Source organism: Stakelama pacifica (assembly GCF_004361835.1).
Lineage (GTDB): Bacteria > Pseudomonadota > Alphaproteobacteria > Sphingomonadales > Sphingomonadaceae > Sphingomonas > Sphingomonas pacifica.
Genome location: NZ_SNWD01000006.1, coordinates 1 through 23,445 on the forward strand (window position 1 = coordinate 1; position 23,445 = coordinate 23,445).

Genomic DNA, 23,445 nt, shown 5'->3' on the forward strand with positions numbered 1-23,445 from the left:
GCGGGGCTTTCTTGCGTCTCCCACACGCAACCCCAATACTCCCACAACTCACACCCCGCCGCGCGCCCGCGCCCAACCCCGCGGGTGGCCTGAAATCGCCTTGTCAGCGCGATCCTCCGCGCTCCCGCGCCGCGAACCTATCCAGCGCTCAATCAGTCGCGCCTCTATCACAACGCCCTCATGCGACTTTCTAAGGGTCGGGCCGGGTTTCGGCGGACTGCCCTTTCGCCGCTTCGCAGTGCGCGCTAAGCCGCTCGCATCATGAGAGGATCGCCATGACCGACAGCTTCGATATTCCCGCACGCTCCTGGTTGTTCGCGCCGGGCGACAGCCAGCGGAAAATGGAAAAGGCAGTCGGGGGCGCGGCAGATATCGTGATCCTCGATCTGGAGGATGCGGTCGCGCCCGACGCAAAGCCTGCCGCGCGCGCAATGGTGGCCGACCTCCTCGCGTCCCGCCCGGAGCCCCATGACCGCCTATGGGTCCGGGTCAATCCGCTCGATGGCGACTGGACGCTGGCGGATCTTGCCGCGATCATGCTGGCACGTCCCGGCGGGATCATGCTGCCCAAGGCGCGGGGGCGAGCCGATGTCGAGCGGCTCGATCATTATCTGTCTGCACTGGAAGCAGCCCATGGCATTGCGCCCGGCAGCACGAGGGTCGCTGCGCTTGTCACCGAAACGGCGGGATCGATGTTCCATACCGGCGATTATGCCGGTTGCGCGCGGCTCGTCGCGATGAGCTGGGGCGCCGAAGATCTCGCCGACTCGATCGGTGCAGCAAGCAATCTCGATCCGCAGGGCGGCTATGGCTTTACTTATCGGCTTGCGCGCAGTCTTTGTCTGCTCGGCGCTGCACATGCGAATGTCATCGCGCTCGAGACGATTCAGGGCGATTTTCGTGATCTCGACGCGCTGAAGGCACGCGCAGAGCTGGTGCGGCGTGAGGGCTTTCGCGGCATGCTCGCCATCCATCCCGCGCAGGTCGACATCATTAATCAGGCTTTCACACCCGGAGAGGCCGAGATCGCAGAGGCGCGCGCGATCGTCGATCTGTTCGCAGCCAATCCTGGCGCAGGCACGATCGGTCATCAGGGCGCGATGCTCGACCGTCCGCACCTCGCCCGTGCGCAGGCGCTGCTTCGTCAGGCGGAGCAACGCTGACCGCCGTTTGACGCTCCGCAAGGACCGCGATTTCCCGGCCCGCTACGCCATGTGCGGGACCGCGAAGGGAAGGACGGGCGATGCGCGATTTCGATATCATCGTGGTGGGAGCAGGACCTGCGGGGCTTGGCTTTGCCCGTGCGCTCGAACCGACGGGGCTGCGCATCGCGCTGATCGAGCGCCAGGCTGAGGCGGAGCTCGCTTCCCCGCCGGTGGACGGGCGCGAAATAGCGCTCACCCATCGCTCGGTCGCGACGCTGGAGCGGCTCGGCGCGTGGGATCGTATCGCGCCCGAAGGGGTATCCGCGCTGCGCGGCGCCCGCGTCTATAATGGCCGATCCCCCCTTGCCCTCGGGTTCGATCCTGAGGGAGGGGGGGATGCGCGGCTTGGTTGCCTCGTTTCCAATCATCTGATCCGCCAAAGCCTGTTCGAAACGATAGAAGGCCAGCCCGGCGTCACCCTGTTTGCGGGAACCGGAGTCGATCACGTGCATGCCGAGCGCGCCGGCGCAACGGTTGCGCTCGCGGATGGGCGCACCCTCACCGCAACGCTCCTCGTCGCTGCCGATTCGCGCTTTTCCATGGTGCGCGATCAGCTCGGCATCCCGGCGGAGATCAACCGGCTCGGCAAGTCGATGCTCGTCGCGCGGGTGTCGCATGCGCTTCCCAATAACGGCATCGCTTCCGAATGGTTCGACTATGGCCAGACCATAGCGATGCTCCCGCTGGGCGAGCGCCGGTCGTCCGCCGTTCTTACCTTGCCGAGCGAAGCAATCGAGCGGATCGCGGCTTATCCCCCCGAACTTCTCGCCGCCGAGATCGAGCGCCGGTTCGATCAGCGCCTCGGCGCCATGCAGCTCGTCTCCGGTCCGCATGTCTATCCGCTCGCCACGACCTATGCCCGGCACTTCGCGAGTGACAGCGCCGCGCTGATCGGCGATGCGGCGGTGGGGATGCATCCCGTCACCGCGCATGGGTTCAATCTGGGCCTGCAATCGGGGGCGACGCTCGCGCATTTGATCCGCGTCGCGGTCGCCAGACATCGCCCGATCGCATCGCCGCTGCTGCTGCGCCGCTATGAAGCACGCCATCGAATCGCGACGCGGGCGCTGTACAGCGGTACCAATCTCCTCGTTCGTCTCTATACCGCCGAACATCGCGGCGCGCGGTTCGCGCGGCGCACCGGACTTGCTGCCGCACGGATGGCGCCTGTCAACACCGCAATCACCCGAATGCTGCTCCGTCATTGACCATGGCAAAGGCACGCATGACAGTTTTCAAAGAGCAGTCGGAAATGCCCCCAAAGCCGCAACGCCCCGGTGCCGAGGACAGAGAGATGCTGCGTCAGGCAGCGTTGCTGACCCGCGACCTGCACCGCCCCAGCCCCGCAATCTACTGGAGCGATTGTTTCGGTTCGGCAGCGATCGGCTATGCCGCGCTGCTCGGTGCGATGGTAAGCCATCATGCGGCGCTCACGACCGCGCTGGTGCTGCTGTCGATCCTCACTCTCTATCGCGCAGTGCTGTTCATTCACGAGATTACGCATCTCGACCATCGCCTGCTTCCCGGCTTCCGGATCGCATGGAATATCGGCGTCGGGGCGCCGTTGCTGCTGCCCTCCTTTCTCTATGAAGGCATTCACGCGGTCCATCATTCGCGCGCGCATTATGGGACCGAGCGCGATCCCGAATATCTGCCGCTCGCGCATATGCGGCCCTGGACGCTGCCGCTCTTCACGCTGGCCGCGTTGGCGATGCCGTTTCTGCTGCTGCTGCGGTTCGGGATTCTCGGCCCCCTGTCATGGGCCGTCCCGCCGCTGCGCCGCCTGATCGTCGAGCGGTTTTCGGCGCTGGAAGTCAATCCGGCCTATCGCCGCCCGGCACCGCAGGGCGATTTCGCCCTGCGCTGGCGGTGGCAGGAGGCTGCGGCAAGCATGGCCGCCATTGCCCTGATCGCCACCACCGCGCTCGGCATCGTTCCGCTGCGCGCGTTCGGATTATATTGCGCGGTTCTGGCGGGTGTTGCGCTCCTCAACCAGACGCGGACGCTGGTTGCGCATTTATGGGAGAATGAAGGCGGGCAGCTTTCGCTCACCGATCAATATCGCGACAGCACCAATGTGCCGCCCGCTTTTCCGGGCATGTTATGGGCGCCGGTGGGGCTTCGCTTCCATGCCTTGCACCATCTGCTGCCGCGGCTGCCCTATCATTCGCTCAGGCACGCGCATCGCCGCCTCGCCGCCGCGTTGCCCCGCGATTCGGCATATGGCGAGGCGAACTATCCCTCGCTCACCATGCTGCTTCGCCGCCTGACCCGCGCGACCATGGGCCGTCATTCATCGCGCAGCGCACGCGCCGGTTCGGCGCGGGCAACGCGCCATGCCTGACCGAAGATCGTCGTGCAGGCGATGACAATGCCGAGCAGGCTTGCCGCGATAAAATAGAGCGGCGACAAAGCGATCCGGTCGTCGAACCCGGTCAGCCAGCGCTGCATCGCCAGCCAGGCAAGCGGCCATGCAATCAGGTTCGCGATCAGCACGGGCCGCAGAAACTGCCCGATCAGCAGACGCAATATGTCGCGCGTCGATGCGCCCAGCGCCTTGCGAATGCCGATCTCACGCACCCGGCGCGCGGTGTCGAACGCGGCGAGCCCGTAAAGACCGATACAGCCGATCAGGACAGCCAGCACCGCGCCGATGGTGAACAGCCGGTTGCGCTGATTATCCTGCTGATAAAAGTGCTCGTTGAGATTCGCGTTCACGGTTTGCGCGGCAAAGGGGACGGTGGGGGCGATTTGCCGCCACGTCGCTTCCAGCTGCGCTTCCATCGGTTTGGATTCGCCGGTGAAGCGCACCGCCGCGAAAGGCGAAGTCTGGCGTTCGGAGTCGAGATAATAGACGGTCGGGCGAACGGGGTCGCGTGGCGAGCCGAAGCGTTGATCGGCGATGACGCCGATTATGGTGAAGGTGGTGCCGCCGCCTTCGACGCTCTTCCCGATCGCGGCTTCAGGGTCTGCGAACCCCAGTGCTTTGATCGCGCTCCGGTTGAAAATCGCGTTCGTCGCCCTGGCCTGCGATCCGGCCGTATCGTCAGCAGGACGATGGGCGCGGTCGAACATGCGGCCGGCCAGCAGATGTGCGCCATAGGTGGCGAAATAATCCACGCCGATATCGACCTTCATGATAGATGGCTGGCGTTCCGGTGCACCGGCGCGGGCCAGCGTCTCTGCATTGGTCGTATCCTGACTGCCGGGTGCCATATTGCCTGAGGTGACTGAAACGACACCCGGCAGCCGCCGAAACGCAGCCAGCAAAGCGTGTCGCTGCGCGGTTTCGAGTGCGCCGTGCGAGAAGGAGTTCAACACGATGAGGCCGTCCCGGTTAAAGCCGAGATCGGCATTGCGGACATGGCGTGCCTGACCGATCATCACCATGGTCGCGATGGTGAACAGGATCGCGATGGCGAATTGCACGATGACCAGCCCCTGTCGCAGCCGCGCGCCGCTTCGCCCGCCGCCCGGCGCCTTCGCCGATGCCAGCACGCTGGCGGGCCGGAAATGCGACAGCACGAATGCGGGATACAGCCCGGCGAGCACACCGACCAACAGCACCGTCAGCGCCAGCGGCGGCAGGATGCTGTCCGATCCCCAATAGGTGATCGAAAGATCGAGCCCGCCCGCTGTATTGACGAAGGGCAGGGCAAGCTCGGCAAGCGCAAGACCGATCAGTGCCGCGATCCCGACCGTTGCCACCGCTTCGAACAGGAACTGGCCGATCAGCGCGCGGCGCGTGCCGCCCAGCGCTTTGCGGATCGCGACCTCACGCGCGCGATGTCCTGCGCGCGCCGTGGCGAGATTCACATAATTAACGATCGCGATGATGAGTGTGAGCAGCCCAACCAGACCCAGCGTCGCTACCATCGTGCGATCGCCCATAAAGGCCAGATGAACCGCGGAAAGCGGCCGCAGATTCTGGTGATAGATATCGGCGACCCGGTTCCCGAAATTGCCGCCCGGCCCGGCATGGCGCTGAAGAAAATCGGGAAGCCGGGTTTCGAACGCATGCGCCGCCGCTGCGTCGGGAAAGCGCAGGAAGGTCACAAGCTCGGTACTCCCCCAATGGGTGAACCATGGTCCCGAAAAACGTTCGGGGACCAGCTTCACGAACAGATCGCCGCCGAAGCTGGTGTTTTTCGGCAGCGGCGCGAGCACCGCGCCGACGCGATACGGAAACACCTCGCCCCCGATATCGATGTCGAGCGTCCTGCCGATGGGCGAGGCGCTGCCGAAATATTTGCGCGCCAGCTTTTGGGAAATCACTACCCCGTTGGGATCGGCCAACGTCGTCTTCCAATCGCCTGCGCTGACCGGATACCGGAACAGGTCGAAGAAATTGGGATCGACCGCATAGCTGTCTTCGACCGCCACCTGACCGTCCTTGCGGACGATCCCGCCGATGCCGCGATAGCGCGTCCCGACAAGATCGGGAAAATCGCCTCGCAGCTGATCGAGTTCGCCGCCCATCGTGCTCAGGCTCGGCTGCGCCGGAGCGCCGGGGCGGGTATAGACTTCCTCGATCACCCAGAGCTTGTCGGCACCGGGAAAGCGGTCATAGCCGGTTTCGAACCGGACATAGAGCGCCAGCACCAGAAACACCGCAATGCCGAGCGCCAGCCCACCGATGTTCAGCGCGGCGAACAATTTGTGGCGGGTAAGCGAACGATAGAGGGTGAGCAGCGACGTGCCGATCATCGACGCAGTTCCCTTTTATGGAGAGGGTGAGGAAGCGGGCAGCGCCTATTCATAGCGCAGCGCCTTTGCCGGTTCGGCGCGCGCGACGCGCCAGGACTGGGCAAAGACCGTCGCGACAGCGATTGCCAGCGCGATCAGGCTCGCGATCAGGAAATAGGCGGGCGACAGCGCAACGCGATCGTCGAAGCCCGACAACCATTGGCGCATCGCGACATAGGCCAGCGGCCATGCGATCAGATTGGCGAGCAGAACCGGCCGCAGAAACTGACCGATCAGCAGTCGCAAAATGTCGCGCGTTGATGCGCCCAGCGCCTTGCGGATGCCGATCTCTCGCACCCGGCGCGACGTGTCGAACGCGGCGAGGCCGTACAGCCCGATACAGCCGATGACGACGGCAAGCACCGCGCCGATGGTGAAGAGCCGTCCGCGCTGCGCGTCCTGCTGGTAGAAACGCTGGTACAGTGCGTCGTCGACCGACTTTGCGCGGAATGGAACGGCCGGGGCGATGCTGCGCCATTGCGCTTCCATCGCCGCTAATGTTGCCGCCGTATCCCCGGCTTTGGCGCGCACCGTCGGAACCATGCCTTCGGCTGCGCGCGGGACATAATGATAGACGACAGCACCGACCGGATCGCGCGGTGAGGTGAAGCGCATATCTTCGACCACACCGATAATGCGCGGCTGTGTGTCGGAACTGAATTTTGCGATCTGGCCGATTGCCGCTTGTGGCGACCGAATGCCGAGCTGCGACAGCGCGGTCCGGTTCAGGATGATGTTGCGCGGATTCTTGTTCAGCGCCTCACGATCCATGCCGGTGGCATCGTCGCTGACATGCGCATCGTCGAAAAACCGCCCTGCCAGCAAATGCGAATGATAGGTCGTAAAGAAGTCACGACCGACATCGACCTCGGTGACCGAAATATCCGTGCCCGTTGCGCTATCGACATAGCGCGATGCGTTGAAACTTCCGCCCGTGGGAAGAAAGCGCGACATTCCTGCCGATTCCACGTTCGGCAGATTGCGGAACGCGCGAAGCAGATCGGCGCGCTGCGCATCGTCCAGCGCGTCCGCAAGAAAACTCGGCACGATAATCAGACCGCTTCGATCAAATCCCAGGTCCGAATGGCGCACATGACGGGTCTGCGCGATCAGCACAAAGGTGCCGATGGTAAAAGCGATCGCGATGGCGAACTGTCCCAGCACCAACGCTTTGCGCAACCAGACACCGGCCTTCCCTCCGCCTGGCGTTCGAACCGATGCCAGCACGCGCGCGGGATTGAATCGGGACAGGATGAAGGCTGGATAGAAGCCGGCAACGATGCCCACGCCAACAATCAACAGCGCAAGCGGAAACAGGATGGAACCCGTCCCGGCATAGTGGATCGATAGCGATGTGCCGCCCACCGTGTTGACAAAAGGCAGCGCCAGCTCGGTCAACGCAAGCGCGAGGATCGCCGATAGCGCCGCCATCGCGATTGCCTCCACCAAGAGTTGCAAGATCAGCGCGCGCCGCGTCGCGCCCAGCACCTTGCGCAGCGCGACTTCCCGCGCCCGAAGCCCGGCGCGCGCCGTCGCGAGGTTCACATAATTGATGATCGCGATAAGAAGCGTGAGCGCGCCGACCAGCCCGAGGGTGAGTACCACAGTGCGGTCTTTCGGTTGGATGAGGTGCACCTCGGCAAGCGGAGTCAGTGTCAGCTTTTTGAAGTCGGAAGGCTTTTGACCAAGGCTCGATTCTTCGTGCCGATCGATAAAGGCGGGCAGTTTGTCCGCGAATGCTGTCGCGGCAGAAGCGTCCGGGAACCGAAGGAACAGGCGAACAGAGCCGTCCGATCCATTGCCACCTTCCAATGGCGGAAGGCCGATGAAAATGTCGCTGCCATAGGTCATGTTTTTCGGCAGATCGTCGAGCAATGCCGCGATCTGGAACGGGCGCTCGCGTCCGCCGATCGTCATGATCAGCGATTGGCCGATCGCCGGGGCTGACCCGAAAAACCGCTGCGCGGCGCTTCGTGTCAGCACGGCCATATCCGGCTGATTCATGACCGCTATCGGATCGCCTTCAATCGCTGTGGCCGGGAACAGCCGAAACCAGCCGGGATCGACTGCGGAGACATTCTCGGTGGTAAGCGAGCGTCCGTTGCGCACCGCAGTGTCCTGATGCTCCTCCAGACGCACGCCATCGATATCGGCGAAGTCGGTCTTCAGATTTTTCAGGAGACCCGAATCGCTGGTCAGGTTGACGGCCGGAAATCCCGGAATGGCGTAGCTGGTATTGACCAGCCAGATTTTGTCCCATCCCGGCAATTGCCGGTCATATCCCCGTTCGAACTGGACAAAAAGGAACAGCACCAGAAACACCGCGATGCCGAGCGCAAGCCCGCCGATGTTCAGCGCGGCGAACAATTTGTGGCGGGTGAGCGAACGGTAGAGGGTGAGCAGCGACGTGCCGATCATGCCTGATTCTCCCCTTTGCCGAGGCGCTGCCAGAGCAGCGCGATGAGCAGCAGCAGCGCCACGCTCATCAGAAAATCGCGAACCCTCATGCCGCGCGCCGGGCGGAGGTGAGGATGCGGCCGTCGAGCATATGGACGGTGCGCTTGGCGATATCGGCATGGGCGGGGCTGTGCGTGACCATCACGATCGTCGCGCCTTCGCCATTCAGCTCGGTAAGGATGTTCATCACCTGCGCGCCGTTTTCGGTGTCGAGATTGCCGGTCGGTTCGTCGGCAAGGATCAGCTTGGGATCGCCGACGATGGCGCGCGCGATCGCCGCGCGCTGCTGCTGCCCGCCAGACAGCTGGTGCGGGTGATGATCCTTGCGATGCGCGATGCCGACCCGGTCCATCGCGGCAGTCACCCGCTCGCGCTTTTCCGCCGACCCCATGGTGCGATAGGCAAGGCCGAGCGCGATATTTTCGCGGATCGTCAGCTCGTCGATCAGGTTGAAGCTCTGAAACACAAAGCCCAGCCGGTCGCGCCGTAACCGGGCAAGCCGCGCTTCGGGTGCCCTGGCAATATCCTCACCCTCGAAGCGATAGACGCCGTCGCTCGGCCGGTCGATCGTGCCGAGAATGTTGAGCAGTGTCGATTTGCCGCAGCCCGACGGCCCCATCACGGCAAGGAACTCGCCCGCCTCCACGACAAGGTCGATATCGGCCAGCGCGGTGGTTTCGATTTCGTCGGCACGGAATCGGCGGCTGATATTTTCGAGCTGGATCATGAGCGACTTTCCATTGGATTAGCGGATGAGGAGATGCTGGAAGGATTGATAATTCTCGATTCCCGACGTCACGATGCGGTCGCCGGGTTTGAGGCCGCCGGTGATTTCGACCTGTTCGGGATTGCGCCGTCCGGTGGTGATCGCGCGGCGCTCCGCCCGGTCGTCGCCGGTGAGGACAAAGGCGATATTGCCCCCGGCGTCGATCCATGCGCCCATCGGCGCGACGATCGCCGGCCGGTCCGCGCCGAGGATCAGCCGTACATCGAGCGTCTGGCCGCGATTGAGCCCTTGGGGCGCGGCGCCGTCGAAATAGAGTTCGACGCGAAACCGCCCGTCGGTCACTTGCGGCAGGACCTTTGCAACGCGCAGGGTCGCTGACGTTCCGTCGATATCGGCGATCGCCTGCTGACCCGTCGCGACCCGGCCGAGATAATATTGATCGACATCGGCGATGAGCTTCCATGATCCCTGCGCGTCGATCTGCGCTACCCGGTCGCCCGCGTTCAGCGTCTGGCCGGGTTGCAGGCTGAAGCCGGTCAGCCGACCCGCCATCGGCGCGCGGATGGTGAGCGCATCGAGGCTGTCGCGCACCATCGTCAGGCTGCGGCGAAGCTGACGCGCGGTCGCGCTGACCTGTTCGCGCTGATCGGTGAGCGTGCCGCTTTCCTGTGCGCTGGCAGCGGTGAGCGAATCGACCCGGCTTTGCTGAAACGCGACTTCTTCGGCGAGCGGTTGGATTGCCGCCTGATTGACGATGCCCTTTTCGAGCAGGAAGCGCTTGCGGGTAAGTTCGGCCTGCGCCTTTTGCAGCGCGTTTTTCGCCGCTGCGATCTCGCTTTCGCTGTCGAGCCGGTTGCGCTGCATCGACAGGCGCTGGGCGCTGACATTGCCGAGTTGGCCCGCGATATCGGCCGAGCGTGAGGCGACATCGAGTTCGAGCGAGCGATTGCTGAGAATCGCAAGCGGTTGCCCCTCCGCCACCAGCGCGCCGTCGCTCGCGATCACGCGATCAACCTGCCCGCCGGTGATGGCTGAGACAAAGGTGGTGTCGCGCGCCGCGACCTCGCCGCGCAGGGGGACATAATCGCGGAACGGCGCGCGCGTTACGGTGCCGGTGCGCACCGCGTCGCTATTCACCGACAGCGAGCTGGACGAAGGCAGCCAGCGGATGAGCGCTGCGCCCGCCAGCAGGACGGCAAGCACGATCGCGCCAAGCTGCACCGGGCGGCGGCGCCACCAGCGATGCGGCCGCACCACGCGCTGGTCCATATTCGCGCCGCTGATCGATCCCACTTGCGTCATATCGTTCATGCCGACAGGATATGTCGAGATCGATCAAACGACCTAAAGCGCTGAATAATAAAGATTATCGGTCGACGCGGCGATGATTCGAACGCCGAAATGTATGGAGTGTCCGATTCCGAACAGTCTTCCCGCTTTGTCAACCGGCCCCGTCCGAATCCTGTTCGTCGACGATGATTCCGATATCGTCGCGGCGGCGGGGCTGGTGGCGCGGCGCCATGGCATGTCCCTGACCGGTGCGGGCAATCCGGAGGCGGCGTGGAGCCTGCTCGCCGAACGGGCATTCGATGTGATCCTGCTCGACCTTAATTTCGCGCGCGGTCAGACCAGCGGCGAAGCGGGGTTCCGGATGCTCGCCGACCTGATGGCGACCGATCCGCGGCGCGTGGTGATCGTCGTTACCGGGCATAGCGGGATCAATGTCGCGGTGGAGGCGATGCGCGGCGGCGCGTCCGATTTCGTCATCAAACCATGGAGCAATGACGCGCTCGCCGAAAAGCTGAAGCGCGGCGCTGCGCTCGCCGGGGCACGCCGCGCGGCGGGCGGCGATGGTGCGGGCGAACCGGCGCTTCTGCTCGGCGACGATCCCGCGATCGAACGGGTACGAAGGATGATCGCGCGGATCGGCGCGACCAGCGCGTCGGTGCTGGTGCTGGGCAATGCCGGGTCGGGCAAGTCGCTGACGGTTGACCTGTTACGGCGTCAGCGGGCCGGGGAGGATGCGCCATGGGTCGAGATCGGCATGCACGACGCCATCACCATCGCGGTGCTCGAGGAAGCGCTGCGCGCGTCGCGCGGCGGCACCTTGGTTCTCGACCGGGTCGAGCAGGTGCCGCGATCGGTTCAGCCCTTTCTTGCCGGACAGCTTGGCGGGCGCCGCGTGCTGGCGATGGCGCGGGACGACCGACAGGGGGTGCGCGCAGCGCTCGACGCCGATCTGCTCGCGCGGCTCAATACCATAGAGATCGAATTGCCCCGGCTTGCCGAACGGGGCGAGGATAAATTGTTGCTCGCCCGCCATTTCGCCGATCGCTTCGCGCGGCGCCATGCGATCGTGCCCCGTCCGATCAGCGAAGAAGCGGCGCGCGCGATTCTGGCCGATGACTGGCCTGACGATGTGCGCGGCCTGTGTCAGGCGATCGAACGCGCGGTCCTGCTGGCCGAGGGCGAGCGGATCGAAATCGCCGACCTCGCTCTGGGCGATTCGGGGCATGGCGATGTCCGGCCGCGCGCTGCGGCGGCGGACCTGAATCTCGACCGCGCCGAAAAGCAGCTGATCGAAGCGGCGCTCGACCGGCACCGGTTCAATATCAGCCGCGCTGCCGACGAACTGGGGCTGACCCGCGCCGCGCTGTATCGGCGAATGGCGAAACATGGACTCTAGGCGAGCGCGCATTCCTTATGGGCGCATCCTGCTGGTCGGGCTGCTGCCCGTGATGGGTGCGCTGGCGGTGCTCGGCTGGCAGCGATCGCTCTACGCCAATGCCATGCTGGCCGCGTTGCTGGCCTTCTGGGCGATTTGCTTGCTCGCGGTGTCGGTGCGGCGAGAGGTCGAGCCGTTGCCGACCGACCCGGAACCGGGCAGGCGGACCGCCGACGCCGAACGGCAGCAAAAGCGCCTGCTCGCTTATCTCGACCTGTCGCCCGCGCCGCTGATGCTGCTGGAGGGATATCGCCTGCGCGCGGTCAATCGCGCGGCGCGGCGGCTGCTCGCCACGCAGGATGTCGTCGCCGATCCCGACCCGGCGCTGGTCCGGGCGATCGCGGGGACCGCGCCGGGGTTGTCGGTATCGCTGCGGCTCGATTTCGGCGCGGGCGCGGAAGGTTATGCGCTGGCGACCGCCGATATCGTGACGGCGGGCGAGGTCAACCGGATAGCGGCGCTGGTGGGGATTGAGGCGGAAATGCGCGCCGCCGAGGCACGCGCGCTGCGCAACCTGCTCAACATATTGAGCCATGAGATTATGAACGGCCTGACGCCCATCGCGTCGCTCAGCCAGTCGGCGGCCGAACTGATCGAAAACGGCGGGGAGGAGGATCGCGCCGAAGCGCAGGCAGCGATCCGGACCGTCGCACGGCGCGCCGAGGGACTGCGCGAATTTGGCGAGGCGTACCGCAGGCTCGCCCGGCTGCCCGATCCGGCGATGCGCGTGGTCGACATGGCGGCGCTCATCGCCGATCTCGCGCGGCTGTTCCGTCATCGCTGGCCGGACATCGCGCTGACGGTCGAAACCGGCACCGTGCCGCGCGCCGTGGAGGGCGATGCCGATCAGCTTCATGCCGCGCTCTGGGCCTTGCTGCAAAATGCGGCCGAGGCCTGTGGCGATCAGGTGCAGCCGGAAGTTATGCTTCGCGCGGAGGGGGCGGAGCGCATGATGATGCTGACCATCGGCGATAACGGCGCGGGCGTCGCGCCCGCAATGCGCGATTCGATCTTCCAGCCCTTTTTCACCACCAAAGCGGAAGGGTCGGGGGTAGGACTTGCGCTGGCGCGGATGATCGCGCTCGCGCATCTCGGCGATGTCACCCTGCTGACCGATGATTTGCCGGGCACACGGTTCCGCTTCGCCTTCGCCGCAGGCGACTGATCCCAGGCTGGATGGATGGCGACCCATCCCCCGCCATCATGCCAGCGCTTTCGCTGGGGTGACGACGGGTGGTGAGGATCGCAATACGCGGATAGGTCCACTTCAGCCCAGCTTGGTATGGACCTCAATAGATGAACGGTTCGAACGTGCCCCGGTCGACCAGTTCGCGGATATAGTCCTCGCGCGGCTCGGCGGGACGTCGATCGACCGTATGTTCGGGCAGCGGCATATCGCCTTTTGCCTGCGCATCATAATATTCGGCCAGTTCGAAATGGCGGATCGCGGCGATATTGCTCGTCGATTTCAGCGCGAGATCGCGTTCCAGCCGGGCGCGGCCGGTGAAATACAGCTTATGCGTGTCGTCCGACACAAAATACTCCATAGATGGTTGCGCGAAAGCCGCCCGCGATCAAGGCGGACGGCTTCCTGCGCGGTTCGGGCGTCAGATACGCCCAGGTTCGAATTCGCGTTCCAGATGAAAAGCGCCGTTGCTTTCCTCGACATAGACATGGCCGCGCCGTCCGCGCTTCGCGGAATTTTGCGCGGAGAGGATCGCGGCATCGACCGCTGCCTCCTTGCTGTCGAAAATCTCCAGATCGGCATCGCCCTGTTGATTGTCGGAGCGCACTTGCCACTGATCCTGGCGCGGCTCGACATAAAGATTATCGCGCGACATAAGCCACCTCCTGTGTTGCGGGTCGGAGGCCACCAACGAGCGTAAGAAACGAAGGTTCACCAAAGGGTTGGAGGAAATATGCCCGCCACGAAAATGCAAGCGGCGGCGCCGCCTCGCCCGGTTCGCCATGTCCCGCACCTCTTCTGGGGGGCGGGTTTCGCCGCGCTCTCGGTCGCGATCCTGCTCTCGCTCGGGTTTCTGATCGATCCGGCCCGGCCCTATGCGTTCGATGCATGGGTCCTTCGCATGCTGCGCCGGCCCGGCGACCTGGCGGTGCCGGTCGGACCGGCATGGCTGAAAGAAGCGATGGTCGATATCACTGCGCTGGGCGGTGCGACCGTGCTGACGCTGGTGGTGGTGGTCGCGGTCGGCATGCTGCTGGTGTCGCGCAAATGGATGACCGCGGCGCTGGTCGCGGCGGGTACGATCAGCGGATCGCTGGCGGTCAGCGCGGCCAAGGAAATTGCCGCACGCCCGCGCCCCGATGTCGTGCCCCATCTGGTCGAGGTCAGCTCGCAAAGCTTTCCCAGCGGCCATTCGGCGAACAGCGCCATCGTCTATCTGACGATCGCCGCACTGCTCACGCAAGTGACGGGTGCCGATGCGCGGCGCACCTATCTGTTCGCCGTCGTGGTCGCGCTGGTCACGGTCATCGGGCTGAGCCGCATGTATCTGGGCGTCCACTGGCCGACCGATGTGCTGGCCGGCTGGAGCTTCGGCACCTTCTGGGCGCTGGCATGGTGGCGGATCGGCCAGTGGCTGCGAATCCACCCGCATGCCGCCATGCCGCAGGACGAGCGCGAACCCGTCGGCTGAACCCGATCAGTCCCGCTCGGCGAGCTTTCGTTCCCAGGCGAGCGCATCGTTGATGATCGCTTCCAGATCGTCATGGCGCGGCCGCCAGGGCAGCGTGGCAAGAATGGCGCGGTTGTCGGCGACCAGCGCGGGTGGGTCGCCCGCGCGGCGGCCCTCCATGCGGCGCTCGATCGTCCGGTTGGTAACCCGGTCGACCGCATCGAGCACTTCGAGCACCGAATAGCCATGGCCATAGCCGCAATTGAGCGTATGGCTCTCGCCCGGTTTTTCGACCAGCAGGTCGAGTGCGGCGACATGCGCGGCGGCAAGGTCGCTGACATGGATATAATCGCGAACGCCGGTGCCGTCGGGCGTGTCGAAATCGGTGCCGAAGACGCCGACGCTCTCGCGCTTGCCCGTCGCAGCTTCGACCGCGACCTTGATGAGATGCGTGGCGCCCGCCGTGGACTGGCCGCTGCGCCCCTCGGGATCGGCGCCCGCGACGTTGAAATAGCGCAGCGCGCAATAATTGATCGGATGCGCGGCGGCGACATCGCGCAACATGATCTCGGTCATCAGCTTGGATGAGCCATAGGGATTGATCGGCGCTTTGGGCGCGGTTTCCGGAATAGGCACGCTTTCGGGAACGCCATAGGTCGCCGCGGTCGACGAGAAGATGAAATGCTTTACCCCGCACGTCACCGCACTTTCGATCAGCGAACGGCTGGCCGCGGTATTGTTGCGATAATATTTGAGCGGATCGGTGACCGATTCGGGCACGATAATCGATCCGGCGAAGTGCATGATCGCGACCACATCATGATCGCGCATCACCTGACGCACCGTCGCTTCGTCGGCGATATCCGCTTCGACCAGCGTCGCGCGATCATCCACCGCCCAGGCAAAGCCGGTAACCAGATTGTCGATGACCACGACCTGCCACCCGGCATCGAGCAGCGCCAGCACGGCATGGCTGCCGATATAGCCGGCACCGCCGGTCACCAAAACCTTGCCCTTGTGCATCGAACGATCCTTCGATTGATCCTGTCGGTCCGTTGCCTAGCGCCTGCGCGACCCTATGTAACCGGGCAAAAGGAGATCAAAATGGAACATGCAACGCTCGCGGGCGGCTGCTTCTGGTGTGTCGAGGCGGTGTTCAACGATGTGATCGGCGTTGAAACCGTCGAAAGCGGCTATATCGGCGGCCATACCGACAACCCGACCTATCGCGAGGTGTGCAGCGGGGATACCGGTCATGCAGAGGCGATCCGTATCGGCTTTGACCCTGAAAAGGTCAGCTATGACGATCTGCTCGATATTTTCTTCGCAACGCACGATCCGACCCAGCTCAACCGGCAGGGCAATGATGTCGGTACGCAATATCGCTCAGCCATTTTCCCGCATGACGAAGCGCAGCGCAAGGCGGCGGAAGCAGCGATTGAGCGCAACGCCGCACAATGGCCCGCACCCATCGTCACGACCATCGAAGAAAATGGCAAATGGTGGGATGCCGAGGAGTATCATCAGGATTACTGGGATAAGGAAGGGCAGCGTAATCCCTATTGTATGGCGGTGATCCCGCCCAAGCTGCAAAAGCTGCGCAAAAGCTTTGCCGCGCGGACAAAGTCGCAGAATCCGAACCCCGCCTGATTCTGCCTACCGGAGAGACGGCGGGCGAGTGGTGATTGCGCGTCGCCCGCCTTTCTTGCGAAAACATCCGGACAGGAGGGCCTGTCCTCGTTAGCTCTTCCTTAAAACCCTGGCTTTATATCCCCGCTAAACAGGGAGCGATATTGTGGCCGTAGAAGCGCTGATATTTCGGGATTTCGATCGCGCACCGCGAAAGCCGATCGATTCCGACGCCACCATCCGCGATGGCGAAGGCTATCCGGTGCAACTGGCGCTGGTCGATCTTTCCGAAACGGGCTTTCTGATGGAAAGCGATGTCGCGCTGTCGGTGGGCGAGAGTTTTTCGATCGGTATTCCCGGAGTTGCCATGCATGGTGCGACCGTCCGTCGTGTTGATGGAAATCGCTATGGCTGCGAATTTCTCTATCCGCTGACCGCCGAAGAACTCGCTATTGCCGGGCGCGAAACCGTCATCGCCTGGCCCGGTAGTGACCCTGCGAACGGCATCGCTGCGGATGAGGATCTTAGCGAAGCCGGCGCAACCTTTTACGAGCGCTATTCCCGCCCCGTGCGCATTGCCATCTATATCGGTGGTCTGGTGCTTTCCTGGGCTGCCGTGTTCGCGATCGCGCGCCTTTTCTGACGCGTTAATCGGGCGGGACTGCCGCCCGCTTCAGACGATCGCTGATCGCAGCGCCGATCCCGTGGTGGGGAATGGGCGCAACCGCGATGCGCGGTCTTTCCGCCATGTCCGCGCGGTGCAGTGCGTCGAACAGACGGGCCGCTGCTTCGATCAGGTCCCCGGTCGCCGAGAGGTTGTCGTCGCCCCGGACAGCGCCGAATCCGATCAGCCATTCGTCCGGCTGCGTAGCGCGTGCGTTGAGGCGCAGCGGCTTTCCCGGAGCATAATGGCTGGCGAGCTGGCCCGGTGCCTCGATGGCGTCGCCTGCCGCCGCGAGCGGTGTCTGCAACAGCGCCGCGATGTCCTCCGCAGCGATCGGGCCGGGGCGCAGCAGGCGCGGTGGCGGGCCGGGCGCGATGATCGTCGATTCCAGCCCGGCCTCGGTAGGCCCGTCATCGAGGATCAGCCGGATCCGCCCGCCCAGCGAACGCGCCACATGGGCGGCGCGGGTGGGGCTGATCGATCCGCTCGCATTGGCGCTGGGTGCGGCGAGCGGCTTGCCGCAGGCGCGCAGCAGCCCCTGCATCGCACGATGCGCGGGTACGCGGATCGCCACGGTCGAAAGTCCTGCGGTGACCAGCCCGGCAATCTCCGCATCCGCTCTGACCGGCAGCACGAGAGTCAGCGGTCCCGGCCAGAACGCTTCTGCCAGTTTCAGCGCCTCCGCGTCGAATTCAGCGATTCGCTGTGCTGCCTCGATATCGGGCACATGCACGATCAGCGGGTTGAAGCTGGGGCGTCCCTTGGCGGCATAGATGCCCGCCACCGCGCGCGAATCGGTTGCGTCGGCAGCGAGGCCATAGACGGTTTCGGTCGGCACCGCGACGCACTCCCCCCGTGCGATCGCTGCCGCAGCCTCACTCAGCGCGGCGTCGCCGTAGGGTAAGGTTCGCGTGTCGAGTCCGGGATTTGGCGTGCTCACCGGTAACGCGCTATATCCTCCCGCAAAACCGGGCAAGAGAGGACCAATGAGCTTTACCGCACCCGTCGCCGAACAGCGTTTCGTACTCGACCATATTGTCGGCATGGCACAGCTTGCCGAAACCGATCGCTTCGCCGCCGCCAGCCCCGATATGGTCGAAGCGGTACTCGAAGGTATCGGCCAGTTCGCCGCAGGCGAATGGGCGCCGCTCGACCGTAGCGGCGACACGGTCGGCGCGAAATGGACCGATGACGGGGTCGTCATGCCCAAAGGCTTTCGTGAGGCTTATCAGGCCTATGTCGAGGGCGGCTGGGGCACGATCGGATCTCCGGAAGAATTTGGCGGGCAGGGGCTTCCCTATGCGCTCGCCACCGCAGTGCTCGAAACGCTGGGGGGTGCGAATATGAGCTTCGCGCTCGCCCCCACGCTGACCGTGGGCGCGATCGAAGCGCTGACGCATCACGGGTCGGAGGAGCAGCAGCGGCTATATCTGCCGCATCTGGCCACCGGCGCATGGACCGGCACGATGAACCTTACCGAACCGCAGGCGGGATCGGATGTCGGTGCGCTGAAGACTCGTGCTGAGCCGCGCGGGGACGGCACATGGGCGATCACCGGGACCAAGATCTATATCTCGTTCGGCGATCACGACATGACCGATAATATCGTTCATCTGGTGCTTGCCCGCACGCCCGATGCTCCGGCGGGGACCAAGGGACTGTCGCTGTTCCTCGTGCCCAAATACCGGCTCGACGAAGAAGGCGCGCCGGGGGCGTTCAACGATATCAAGGTGGTGTCGATCGAGCATAAGATGGGCCTGCACGCCTCGCCCACCTGCGTGCTGTCGTTCGGCGACAATGGCGATTGCATCGGCGAGCTGATCGGTGCCGAGGGCGGCGGGATCGCGGCGATGTTCACGATGATGAACAATGCCCGGCTGAATGTAGGTCTGGAAGGCGTACAGGTCGCCGAACGTGCGACCCAGCGCGCGGTCGCTTATGCGAAGGATCGGGTGCAGTCGGCCCGCGCCGGTGCGGCGAGCCGCGATTCGGTTGCGATCATCGACCATCCCGATGTCCGCCGGATGCTGATGCGGATGAAAGCGCAGACTCAGGCGGCGCGCGCATTGGTCTATTATGCGGCGGGTCAGGTCGATCGCGCCAATCTGGGCGATGCGGATGCGAAAAAGCGGCTCGACCTGCTCACCCCGCTTGCCAAGGCGCATGGCACCGATCTGGGCTGCGAAGTCGCCGATATCGGCATTCAGGTGCATGGCGGCATGGGCTATGTCGAGGAAACGGGCGCAGCGCAGCATTTCCGCGACGCCCGCGTCACGCGCATCTATGAAGGGACCAACGGCATTCAGGCAGCCGATCTGGTCGGGCGCAAGCTTAGCATGGACCATGGCTCGACGCTGAACGCGCTGCTCGCCGAGATGCGCGAAGGATCGCAGGGCGAAGCGCTGATCGCGCTGATCGATGCGTGCGGGGAAGTCGGACGCCATATGCTGGGCGCAGCGGTCGACGACCGGCTGGCCGCGTCCTATCCGTTTCTGACGATGCTGTCGGTCGCAGTGTGCGGCTGGCTACTGGAGCGGGAAGGTCGCGCGATCGATGATTCCGACAGTTCGGATTTCGCGAAGATGAAGCGGGCGGTGACTCGCTTCTATGGCGATCAGATTGTGCCGGAAGCCCTGGGGTTGCAAGCGTCGGCGCTTGCCCCGGCCGATGCGCTGTACGCGATCGGGCCGGAGGCGTTCGCCGCCTGATCAGGCGGCGAGCGGCGCTGGTTGGGTGCGGCGCGTGCCGCGGACGAGGCCGGTTCCGATCGAACCGCCCTCGTTCAGCGGCAGTGCGGTTTCGCAAAAGGCGCATTCGGCGACGCTGCGCCCGACGATCCAATGCGTATTGCCGCATCCCGGGCAGTGATTGACCTCATGCATGCGATACGAAATCCGGTATCCGGTCCGTCCCGGCAGCGACTGGTCGCGAAACTGGTGCATCTCGGTTACTCCTTAAAGCATTTTCCAGTCGGGTGGACTCACCCGACGGTTTAGAAAATGCGTCAAAACAATAATCCAGAGCGGCCGATCTGATGCAATCAGGGCGTAAACCGCTCCAGAAACTTTGCAGGAATAACCGGGCGGCAGTCCGTTTGGTTCCGGCGACGAGCTGAGGTGAAGCCAGCGAACGACCGGTATCGTTGCCGAAGTGCAACAGTGGTGTTGCCCCGTTTTCAGCGGAAACGCGCCGCTCCGTTCGCCATTATCTCAGGCGATTTCCGGCCCCATGAGTTTTTCCATATCGAGGCCGAGCAATACTATATGTTCACGAATGCGCGGCCATTGTCCGGTCAGAAACCGCTCGCGTTCGGCCGTGCGCAGCCGTTCCACCGCGCCGGGCAGCAGGAACATGCCGACGCCGCGGCGCACGGTGACATAGCCGTCGTCCTGAAAGGTCTGATATGCCTTGGCCACGGTCAGCGGGTTGGCGCCATAATCGGCCGCAAGCGCCCGAACCGAGGGAAGCTGATCGCCCGCGCCATAATCGCCGCGCAGGATCGCCGCCGCAATCTGCGCCCGCAGCCGCAGATAGACCGGGCCTTCCTCTTGTTCATTAGCTGTCATGGTGACTTAATACAGCAACGGGCCGCAAAAGGCCAGTGCGTAGAATTACGATCCGTCCCAGCGCGAGGCCATGTCGTCGAAATCGGGGCGGGGACGTTCGGTGAGCGGCTTGTCGGGCGTGCCGATGAACACGAACCCCGCGATCCGCTCCGGCGCGTTGCCGAACGCATCGCGCACCCGATCATCATAGGCAGCCCATCCGGTCAGCCATCCCGCAGCAAAGCCCATCGCATGGGCTGCATGGCACAGATTCATCGTCGCCGCGCCCGCCGAAAGCTCCTGCTCCCAAAGCGGAATGTGGCTTTCGGTGCGCGGCGAAAACAGCGTTACGATCAGCGTCGGTGCCTGATGCGCGAATTGCTCGATCGCCTCGATCTCCAGCCGCCCGGCATCGGGTTTTCCAGCCAGATAGGCGGCTTTTAGCATATCGGCAAAGGCTTCCCGGCGGTCGTCGGGCACCACCACGAAGCGCCAGGGGCCAAGCTTGCCATGATCGGGCGTGCGGCCCGCAATCGCGATCATCCGGCCGATCTGATTGTCATCCGGGCCGGGAGCGACAAGGTCGCGCGGCTTGCCCGAACGGCGCGTTTCGAGCAGCGACAATGGGGTGGTGGGATCGTTGAAATTCATGGCGTGTATCTAGGTACAGGCACCGGTACGAACAACCGGGCTTCACAGCGCGCGGTTTGCCGTTAGTCTGCGCGCTTTCATCCGCGCGACATCCGCTCGCGGAATTAAAATCATATTGTTCAGGGAGTATCCGCCTGATGGCGAGTGCCAATCCGGTCCCTATGACGGAGAAGACCTTTCTGGGTCATCCGCTCGGACTCATCATCCTTTTCTTCGCGGAGATGTGGGAGCGCTTTTCCTATTACGGAATGCGCGCGCTGCTCATCTTCTACCTTACCAAACACTGGCTGTTTTCGGACAGCGATGCGTCCGTCATCTATGGTGCCTATACCTCGCTGGTCTATATCACGCCGGTACTGGGCGGCTGGCTCGCCGATAAATATCTGGGACAGCGAAAAGCAGTGATGTTCGGCGCGGTCGTGCTGACATTGGGCCATGCGCTGATGGCGTTCGAAGGCAATGGCGGTCAGGGCGATCCGACCATCAACATATTCTGGCTGGCACTCGCCTTCATCATCGTCGGATCGGGATTCCTCAAAGGAAATATCTCGGTGATCGTGGGCCAGCTCTATCCGATCAAGGATGTGCGGCGCGACGGTGCGTACACCATCTTCTATATGGGGATTAACCTCGGATCGCTGATCGGGGTGCTGATCACCGGCTATCTGGGCGAACATTATGGCTGGTCCTACGGCTTCGGCGCGGCGGGGATCGGCATGTTGCTGGGTCTGGTCGTGTTCGTGCTCGGCAAACCGCTGCTGCTGGGCAAGGGCGAGCCGCACAACCCTGCGCTGCTGAAAGAGCGTGTCGCAGGCGTGCCGCGCGAATGGCTGGTCTATCTGGCGGGCGTGGCCGCGATCGGTGTGCTGTGGCTGCTGATCCAGTATCAGGCGGTCGTCGGGTGGCTGCTCGGCATTTCGGGACTGGCACTGCTCGGCTATATCGCATTCATCGCCTTCACCAAGCTGTCGAAGCGTGAGCGCGACCGCATCCTCGTCATCATCTTCCTGCTGGTGCTGCAGCCGGTCTTCTGGGGCCTGTTCGAGCAGGCAGGTGCGTCGGTGAATCTCTATACCGACCGCTATGTCGACCGGATGCTGTTCGGCTGGGAAGTCCCGGCGACCTGGTTCCAGTCGGTCAATTCGGCGTTCATCCTGCTGTTCGGCCCGGTCTTCGCATGGACATGGACCTCGCTTGGCCGTCGCGGGCTGGAGCCGTCGACGCCTGCCAAATTCGGCATCGGCATCATTCTGGTCGGCCTTGGCTTCATGGCGCTCAACTGGGGTGCGCAGGCCATGGGCGTAGACGTGCAGACATCGATGTGGCTGATCGTCCTGCTGTACCTGCTCCACACCATGGGTGAGCTTTCGCTCTCGCCGGTCGGACTGTCGGCGATGAACCGGCTTGCGCCCTGGCACATGGCCGGGCTGATCATGGGCGGCTGGTTCTTTGCAACGGCCGGCGGCAATTTCGTCGCGGGCCAGATTTCGGCGCTTGCCGGGGCAGACGGCGCGGAAGGCGGCGAAGCGGCGAAGGAACTGTATCTGCAGGTCTGGAATACCGTCGGCTGGATCGCCTTCGGGATCGGCATTGCCGTGCTGCTGGTATCGCCCTTCATCAAGAAGCTTCAGCATCTCGACACGCTGGAGGAAGACACCGATCACGCCATGGCGGGCGAGAGCGAGCTCGCCGAGCCGCAGGCCGCGGGGCGCGATACCTGGGAGGAAACGCGCCGCTGATCCATAAGCCATAACCCAAAGGGGGAAATGACGATGATGAACCTGGTGCTTGCGTGTGTCGCGTTTGTTGGAAGCCATTTCCTCCTGTCCCACCCGCTTCGCCCGCCGCTTGTTCGGCGGCTGGGCGAACAGGGATTTATGGGCGTCTATTCGCTGGTCGCGTTTGCGACGCTGGGCTGGGTGGTCTTCGCCTATCGGGCGATCCCGATGCAGCTATTCTGGTGGCATGTCGGCGACGGGCTCTGGACGCTGGCGACGCTGATCATGCTGCTGGCGAGCGTGCTGCTGGTCGGGTCGCTCCACGGCAATCCCGCACTTCCCGGACAGGCGGAGGGGGAGCGCCCGCCCGCGCCGCGCGGCGTCTTCGCGATCACCCGTCATCCGATGATGTGGAGCTTCGCGCTCTGGTCGCTGGCGCATATCCTTGTCCTGCCCGTTGCGGCGAACATCGTTCTGGCGATCGCCGTGGCGATTCTGGCGCTGGTCGGCGCTGCGCTGCAGGATCGGAAAAAGGCGCGGCTCGAACCGATATTCTGGCCACGTTGGGAGGGGGTGACCTCCTACTGGCCGTTCGCCGCGCTTGGCTCGGGCCGGGCACAATGGGCAGCGGCCATGCCGGGCGCGCCCGCGCTGATCGGCGGTGTCGCGCTATGGCTGATCGCGACATGGGCACATATGCCGCTCGCCGGATGGCCCGCCGGTATCTGGCGGTGGGTGTGAT

The 23,445-nt window shown here is 64.1% G+C and carries 22 protein-coding genes; 11 read left to right on the forward strand and 11 right to left on the reverse strand.

Going from position 1 to position 23,445, the window contains the following annotated elements; translation table 11 throughout:
* Nucleotides 1–275: 275 nt before the first annotated feature.
* The 3 genes from EV664_RS10040 to EV664_RS10050 all read left to right on the forward strand — a co-directional run bounded on the left by EV664_RS10040 (nt 276) and on the right by EV664_RS10050 (nt 3,549).
* Nucleotides 276–1,163 (forward strand): HpcH/HpaI aldolase/citrate lyase family protein, encoded by an 888-nt coding sequence (locus EV664_RS10040; RefSeq protein WP_133495586.1) that lies wholly within the window; start codon nt 276–278, stop codon nt 1,161–1,163.
* An 80-nt stretch (nt 1,164–1,243) separates the two neighbouring features.
* Nucleotides 1,244–2,413: a 5-demethoxyubiquinol-8 5-hydroxylase UbiM gene (gene ubiM, locus EV664_RS10045; RefSeq protein ID WP_133495587.1), complete on the forward strand. Its 1,170-nt coding sequence runs from the start codon at nt 1,244–1,246 to the stop codon at nt 2,411–2,413.
* 17 nt (nt 2,414–2,430) lie between these two features.
* Nucleotides 2,431–3,549, forward strand: a complete 1,119-nt coding sequence (locus EV664_RS10050) for a fatty acid desaturase family protein (protein WP_133495588.1) — start codon at nt 2,431–2,433, stop codon at nt 3,547–3,549.
* Here the strand turns inward: EV664_RS10050 and EV664_RS10055 are convergent.
* The 4 genes from EV664_RS10055 to EV664_RS10070 form a co-directional block, all read right to left on the reverse strand.
* Complete coding sequence (locus tag EV664_RS10055; RefSeq protein ID WP_133495589.1) at nt 3,495–5,912, reverse strand: ABC transporter permease; 2,418 nt, start codon at nt 5,910–5,912, stop codon at nt 3,495–3,497. The two genes, EV664_RS10050 and EV664_RS10055, sit on opposite strands and share 55 nt — an antisense overlap.
* A 45-nt stretch (nt 5,913–5,957) precedes the next feature.
* On the reverse strand, nt 5,958–8,369 hold the full coding sequence (locus tag EV664_RS10060) for an FtsX-like permease family protein (RefSeq protein ID WP_133495590.1): 2,412 nt from the start codon (nt 8,367–8,369) through the stop codon (nt 5,958–5,960).
* Between the two features lie 85 nt (nt 8,370–8,454).
* Nucleotides 8,455–9,135 carry an ABC transporter ATP-binding protein gene (locus EV664_RS10065; protein WP_133495591.1) on the reverse strand — a complete coding sequence of 227 codons (681 nt, stop codon included), beginning with the start codon at nt 9,133–9,135 and terminating at the stop codon, nt 8,455–8,457.
* An 18-nt stretch (nt 9,136–9,153) separates the two neighbouring features.
* A complete protein-coding gene (locus EV664_RS10070; RefSeq protein ID WP_229668221.1) occupies nt 9,154–10,446 on the reverse strand; it encodes an efflux RND transporter periplasmic adaptor subunit in 1,293 nt (430 codons plus the stop codon).
* Between the two features lie 94 nt (nt 10,447–10,540).
* Here EV664_RS10070 and EV664_RS10075 point away from each other — a divergent pair, with 94 nt between their 5' ends.
* Together EV664_RS10075 and EV664_RS10080 are read left to right on the forward strand one after the other, a co-directional pair.
* Nucleotides 10,541–11,821 carry a sigma-54-dependent transcriptional regulator gene (locus tag EV664_RS10075; RefSeq protein WP_133495592.1) on the forward strand — a complete coding sequence of 427 codons (1,281 nt, stop codon included), beginning with the start codon at nt 10,541–10,543 and terminating at the stop codon, nt 11,819–11,821.
* A complete protein-coding gene (locus tag EV664_RS10080) occupies nt 11,811–13,025 on the forward strand; it encodes a sensor histidine kinase (protein ID WP_133495593.1) in 1,215 nt (404 codons plus the stop codon). Before EV664_RS10075 ends, EV664_RS10080 begins: the two co-directional genes overlap by 11 nt.
* 124 nt (nt 13,026–13,149) lie before the next feature.
* Here EV664_RS10080 and EV664_RS10085 read toward each other — a convergent pair whose 3' ends face one another.
* Nucleotides 13,150–13,407 carry a hypothetical protein gene (locus tag EV664_RS10085; protein WP_133495594.1) on the reverse strand — a complete coding sequence of 86 codons (258 nt, stop codon included), beginning with the start codon at nt 13,405–13,407 and terminating at the stop codon, nt 13,150–13,152.
* Between the two features lie 60 nt (nt 13,408–13,467).
* On the reverse strand, nt 13,468–13,701 hold the full coding sequence (locus EV664_RS10090) for a hypothetical protein (protein ID WP_133495595.1): 234 nt from the start codon (nt 13,699–13,701) through the stop codon (nt 13,468–13,470).
* A gap of 78 nt (nt 13,702–13,779) precedes the next feature.
* Between EV664_RS10090 and EV664_RS10095 the strand changes: the two genes are divergently transcribed.
* On the forward strand, nt 13,780–14,517 hold the full coding sequence (locus tag EV664_RS10095; RefSeq protein WP_229668220.1) for a phosphatase PAP2 family protein: 738 nt from the start codon (nt 13,780–13,782) through the stop codon (nt 14,515–14,517).
* 6 nt (nt 14,518–14,523) lie between these two features.
* On the opposite strand, the gene galE is transcribed toward EV664_RS10095, so the two are convergent.
* A complete protein-coding gene (gene galE / locus EV664_RS10100; RefSeq protein ID WP_133495596.1) occupies nt 14,524–15,519 on the reverse strand; it encodes a UDP-glucose 4-epimerase GalE in 996 nt (331 codons plus the stop codon).
* Between the two features lie 81 nt (nt 15,520–15,600).
* Between galE and msrA the strand changes: the two genes are divergently transcribed.
* Together msrA and EV664_RS10110 are read left to right on the forward strand one after the other, a co-directional pair.
* Nucleotides 15,601–16,146 carry a peptide-methionine (S)-S-oxide reductase MsrA gene (gene msrA, locus EV664_RS10105; protein WP_133495597.1) on the forward strand — a complete coding sequence of 182 codons (546 nt, stop codon included), beginning with the start codon at nt 15,601–15,603 and terminating at the stop codon, nt 16,144–16,146.
* Nucleotides 16,147–16,291: 145 nt separating this feature from the next.
* Nucleotides 16,292–16,768, forward strand: a complete 477-nt coding sequence (locus EV664_RS10110) for a PilZ domain-containing protein (protein ID WP_162848820.1) — start codon at nt 16,292–16,294, stop codon at nt 16,766–16,768.
* 4 nt (nt 16,769–16,772) lie between these two features.
* Here the strand turns inward: EV664_RS10110 and EV664_RS10115 are convergent, their stop codons facing one another.
* Nucleotides 16,773–17,729 carry an L-threonylcarbamoyladenylate synthase gene (locus EV664_RS10115; protein WP_229668219.1) on the reverse strand — a complete coding sequence of 319 codons (957 nt, stop codon included), beginning with the start codon at nt 17,727–17,729 and terminating at the stop codon, nt 16,773–16,775.
* A 46-nt stretch (nt 17,730–17,775) separates the two neighbouring features.
* Between EV664_RS10115 and EV664_RS10120 the strand changes: the two genes are divergently transcribed.
* Complete coding sequence (locus EV664_RS10120; protein ID WP_133495600.1) at nt 17,776–19,497, forward strand: acyl-CoA dehydrogenase family protein; 1,722 nt, start codon at nt 17,776–17,778, stop codon at nt 19,495–19,497.
* On the opposite strand, the gene EV664_RS10125 is transcribed toward EV664_RS10120, so the two are convergent.
* The 3 genes from EV664_RS10125 to EV664_RS10135 all read right to left on the reverse strand — a co-directional run bounded on the left by EV664_RS10125 (nt 19,498) and on the right by EV664_RS10135 (nt 20,985).
* Nucleotides 19,498–19,731, reverse strand: coding sequence for a hypothetical protein (locus EV664_RS10125; RefSeq protein ID WP_133495601.1), 234 nt, complete (start codon nt 19,729–19,731; stop codon nt 19,498–19,500).
* Nucleotides 19,732–19,998: 267 nt separating this feature from the next.
* Nucleotides 19,999–20,355: a GntR family transcriptional regulator gene (locus tag EV664_RS10130; RefSeq protein ID WP_133495602.1), complete on the reverse strand. Its 357-nt coding sequence runs from the start codon at nt 20,353–20,355 to the stop codon at nt 19,999–20,001.
* Nucleotides 20,356–20,400: 45 nt separating this feature from the next.
* The gene (locus EV664_RS10135; RefSeq protein WP_133495603.1) at nt 20,401–20,985 is read right to left on the reverse strand and encodes a nitroreductase family protein; all 585 of its coding nucleotides are present in this window, start codon (nt 20,983–20,985) and stop codon (nt 20,401–20,403) included.
* 161 nt (nt 20,986–21,146) lie between these two features.
* Between EV664_RS10135 and EV664_RS10140 the strand changes: the two genes are divergently transcribed.
* Nucleotides 21,147–22,724 carry a peptide MFS transporter gene (locus EV664_RS10140; protein WP_229668218.1) on the forward strand — a complete coding sequence of 526 codons (1,578 nt, stop codon included), beginning with the start codon at nt 21,147–21,149 and terminating at the stop codon, nt 22,722–22,724.
* Nucleotides 22,725–22,751: 27 nt separating this feature from the next.
* Nucleotides 22,752–23,444, forward strand: coding sequence for an NnrU family protein (locus EV664_RS10145; RefSeq protein ID WP_229668217.1), 693 nt, complete (start codon nt 22,752–22,754; stop codon nt 23,442–23,444).
* Nucleotide 23,445: the final 1 nt, after the last annotated feature.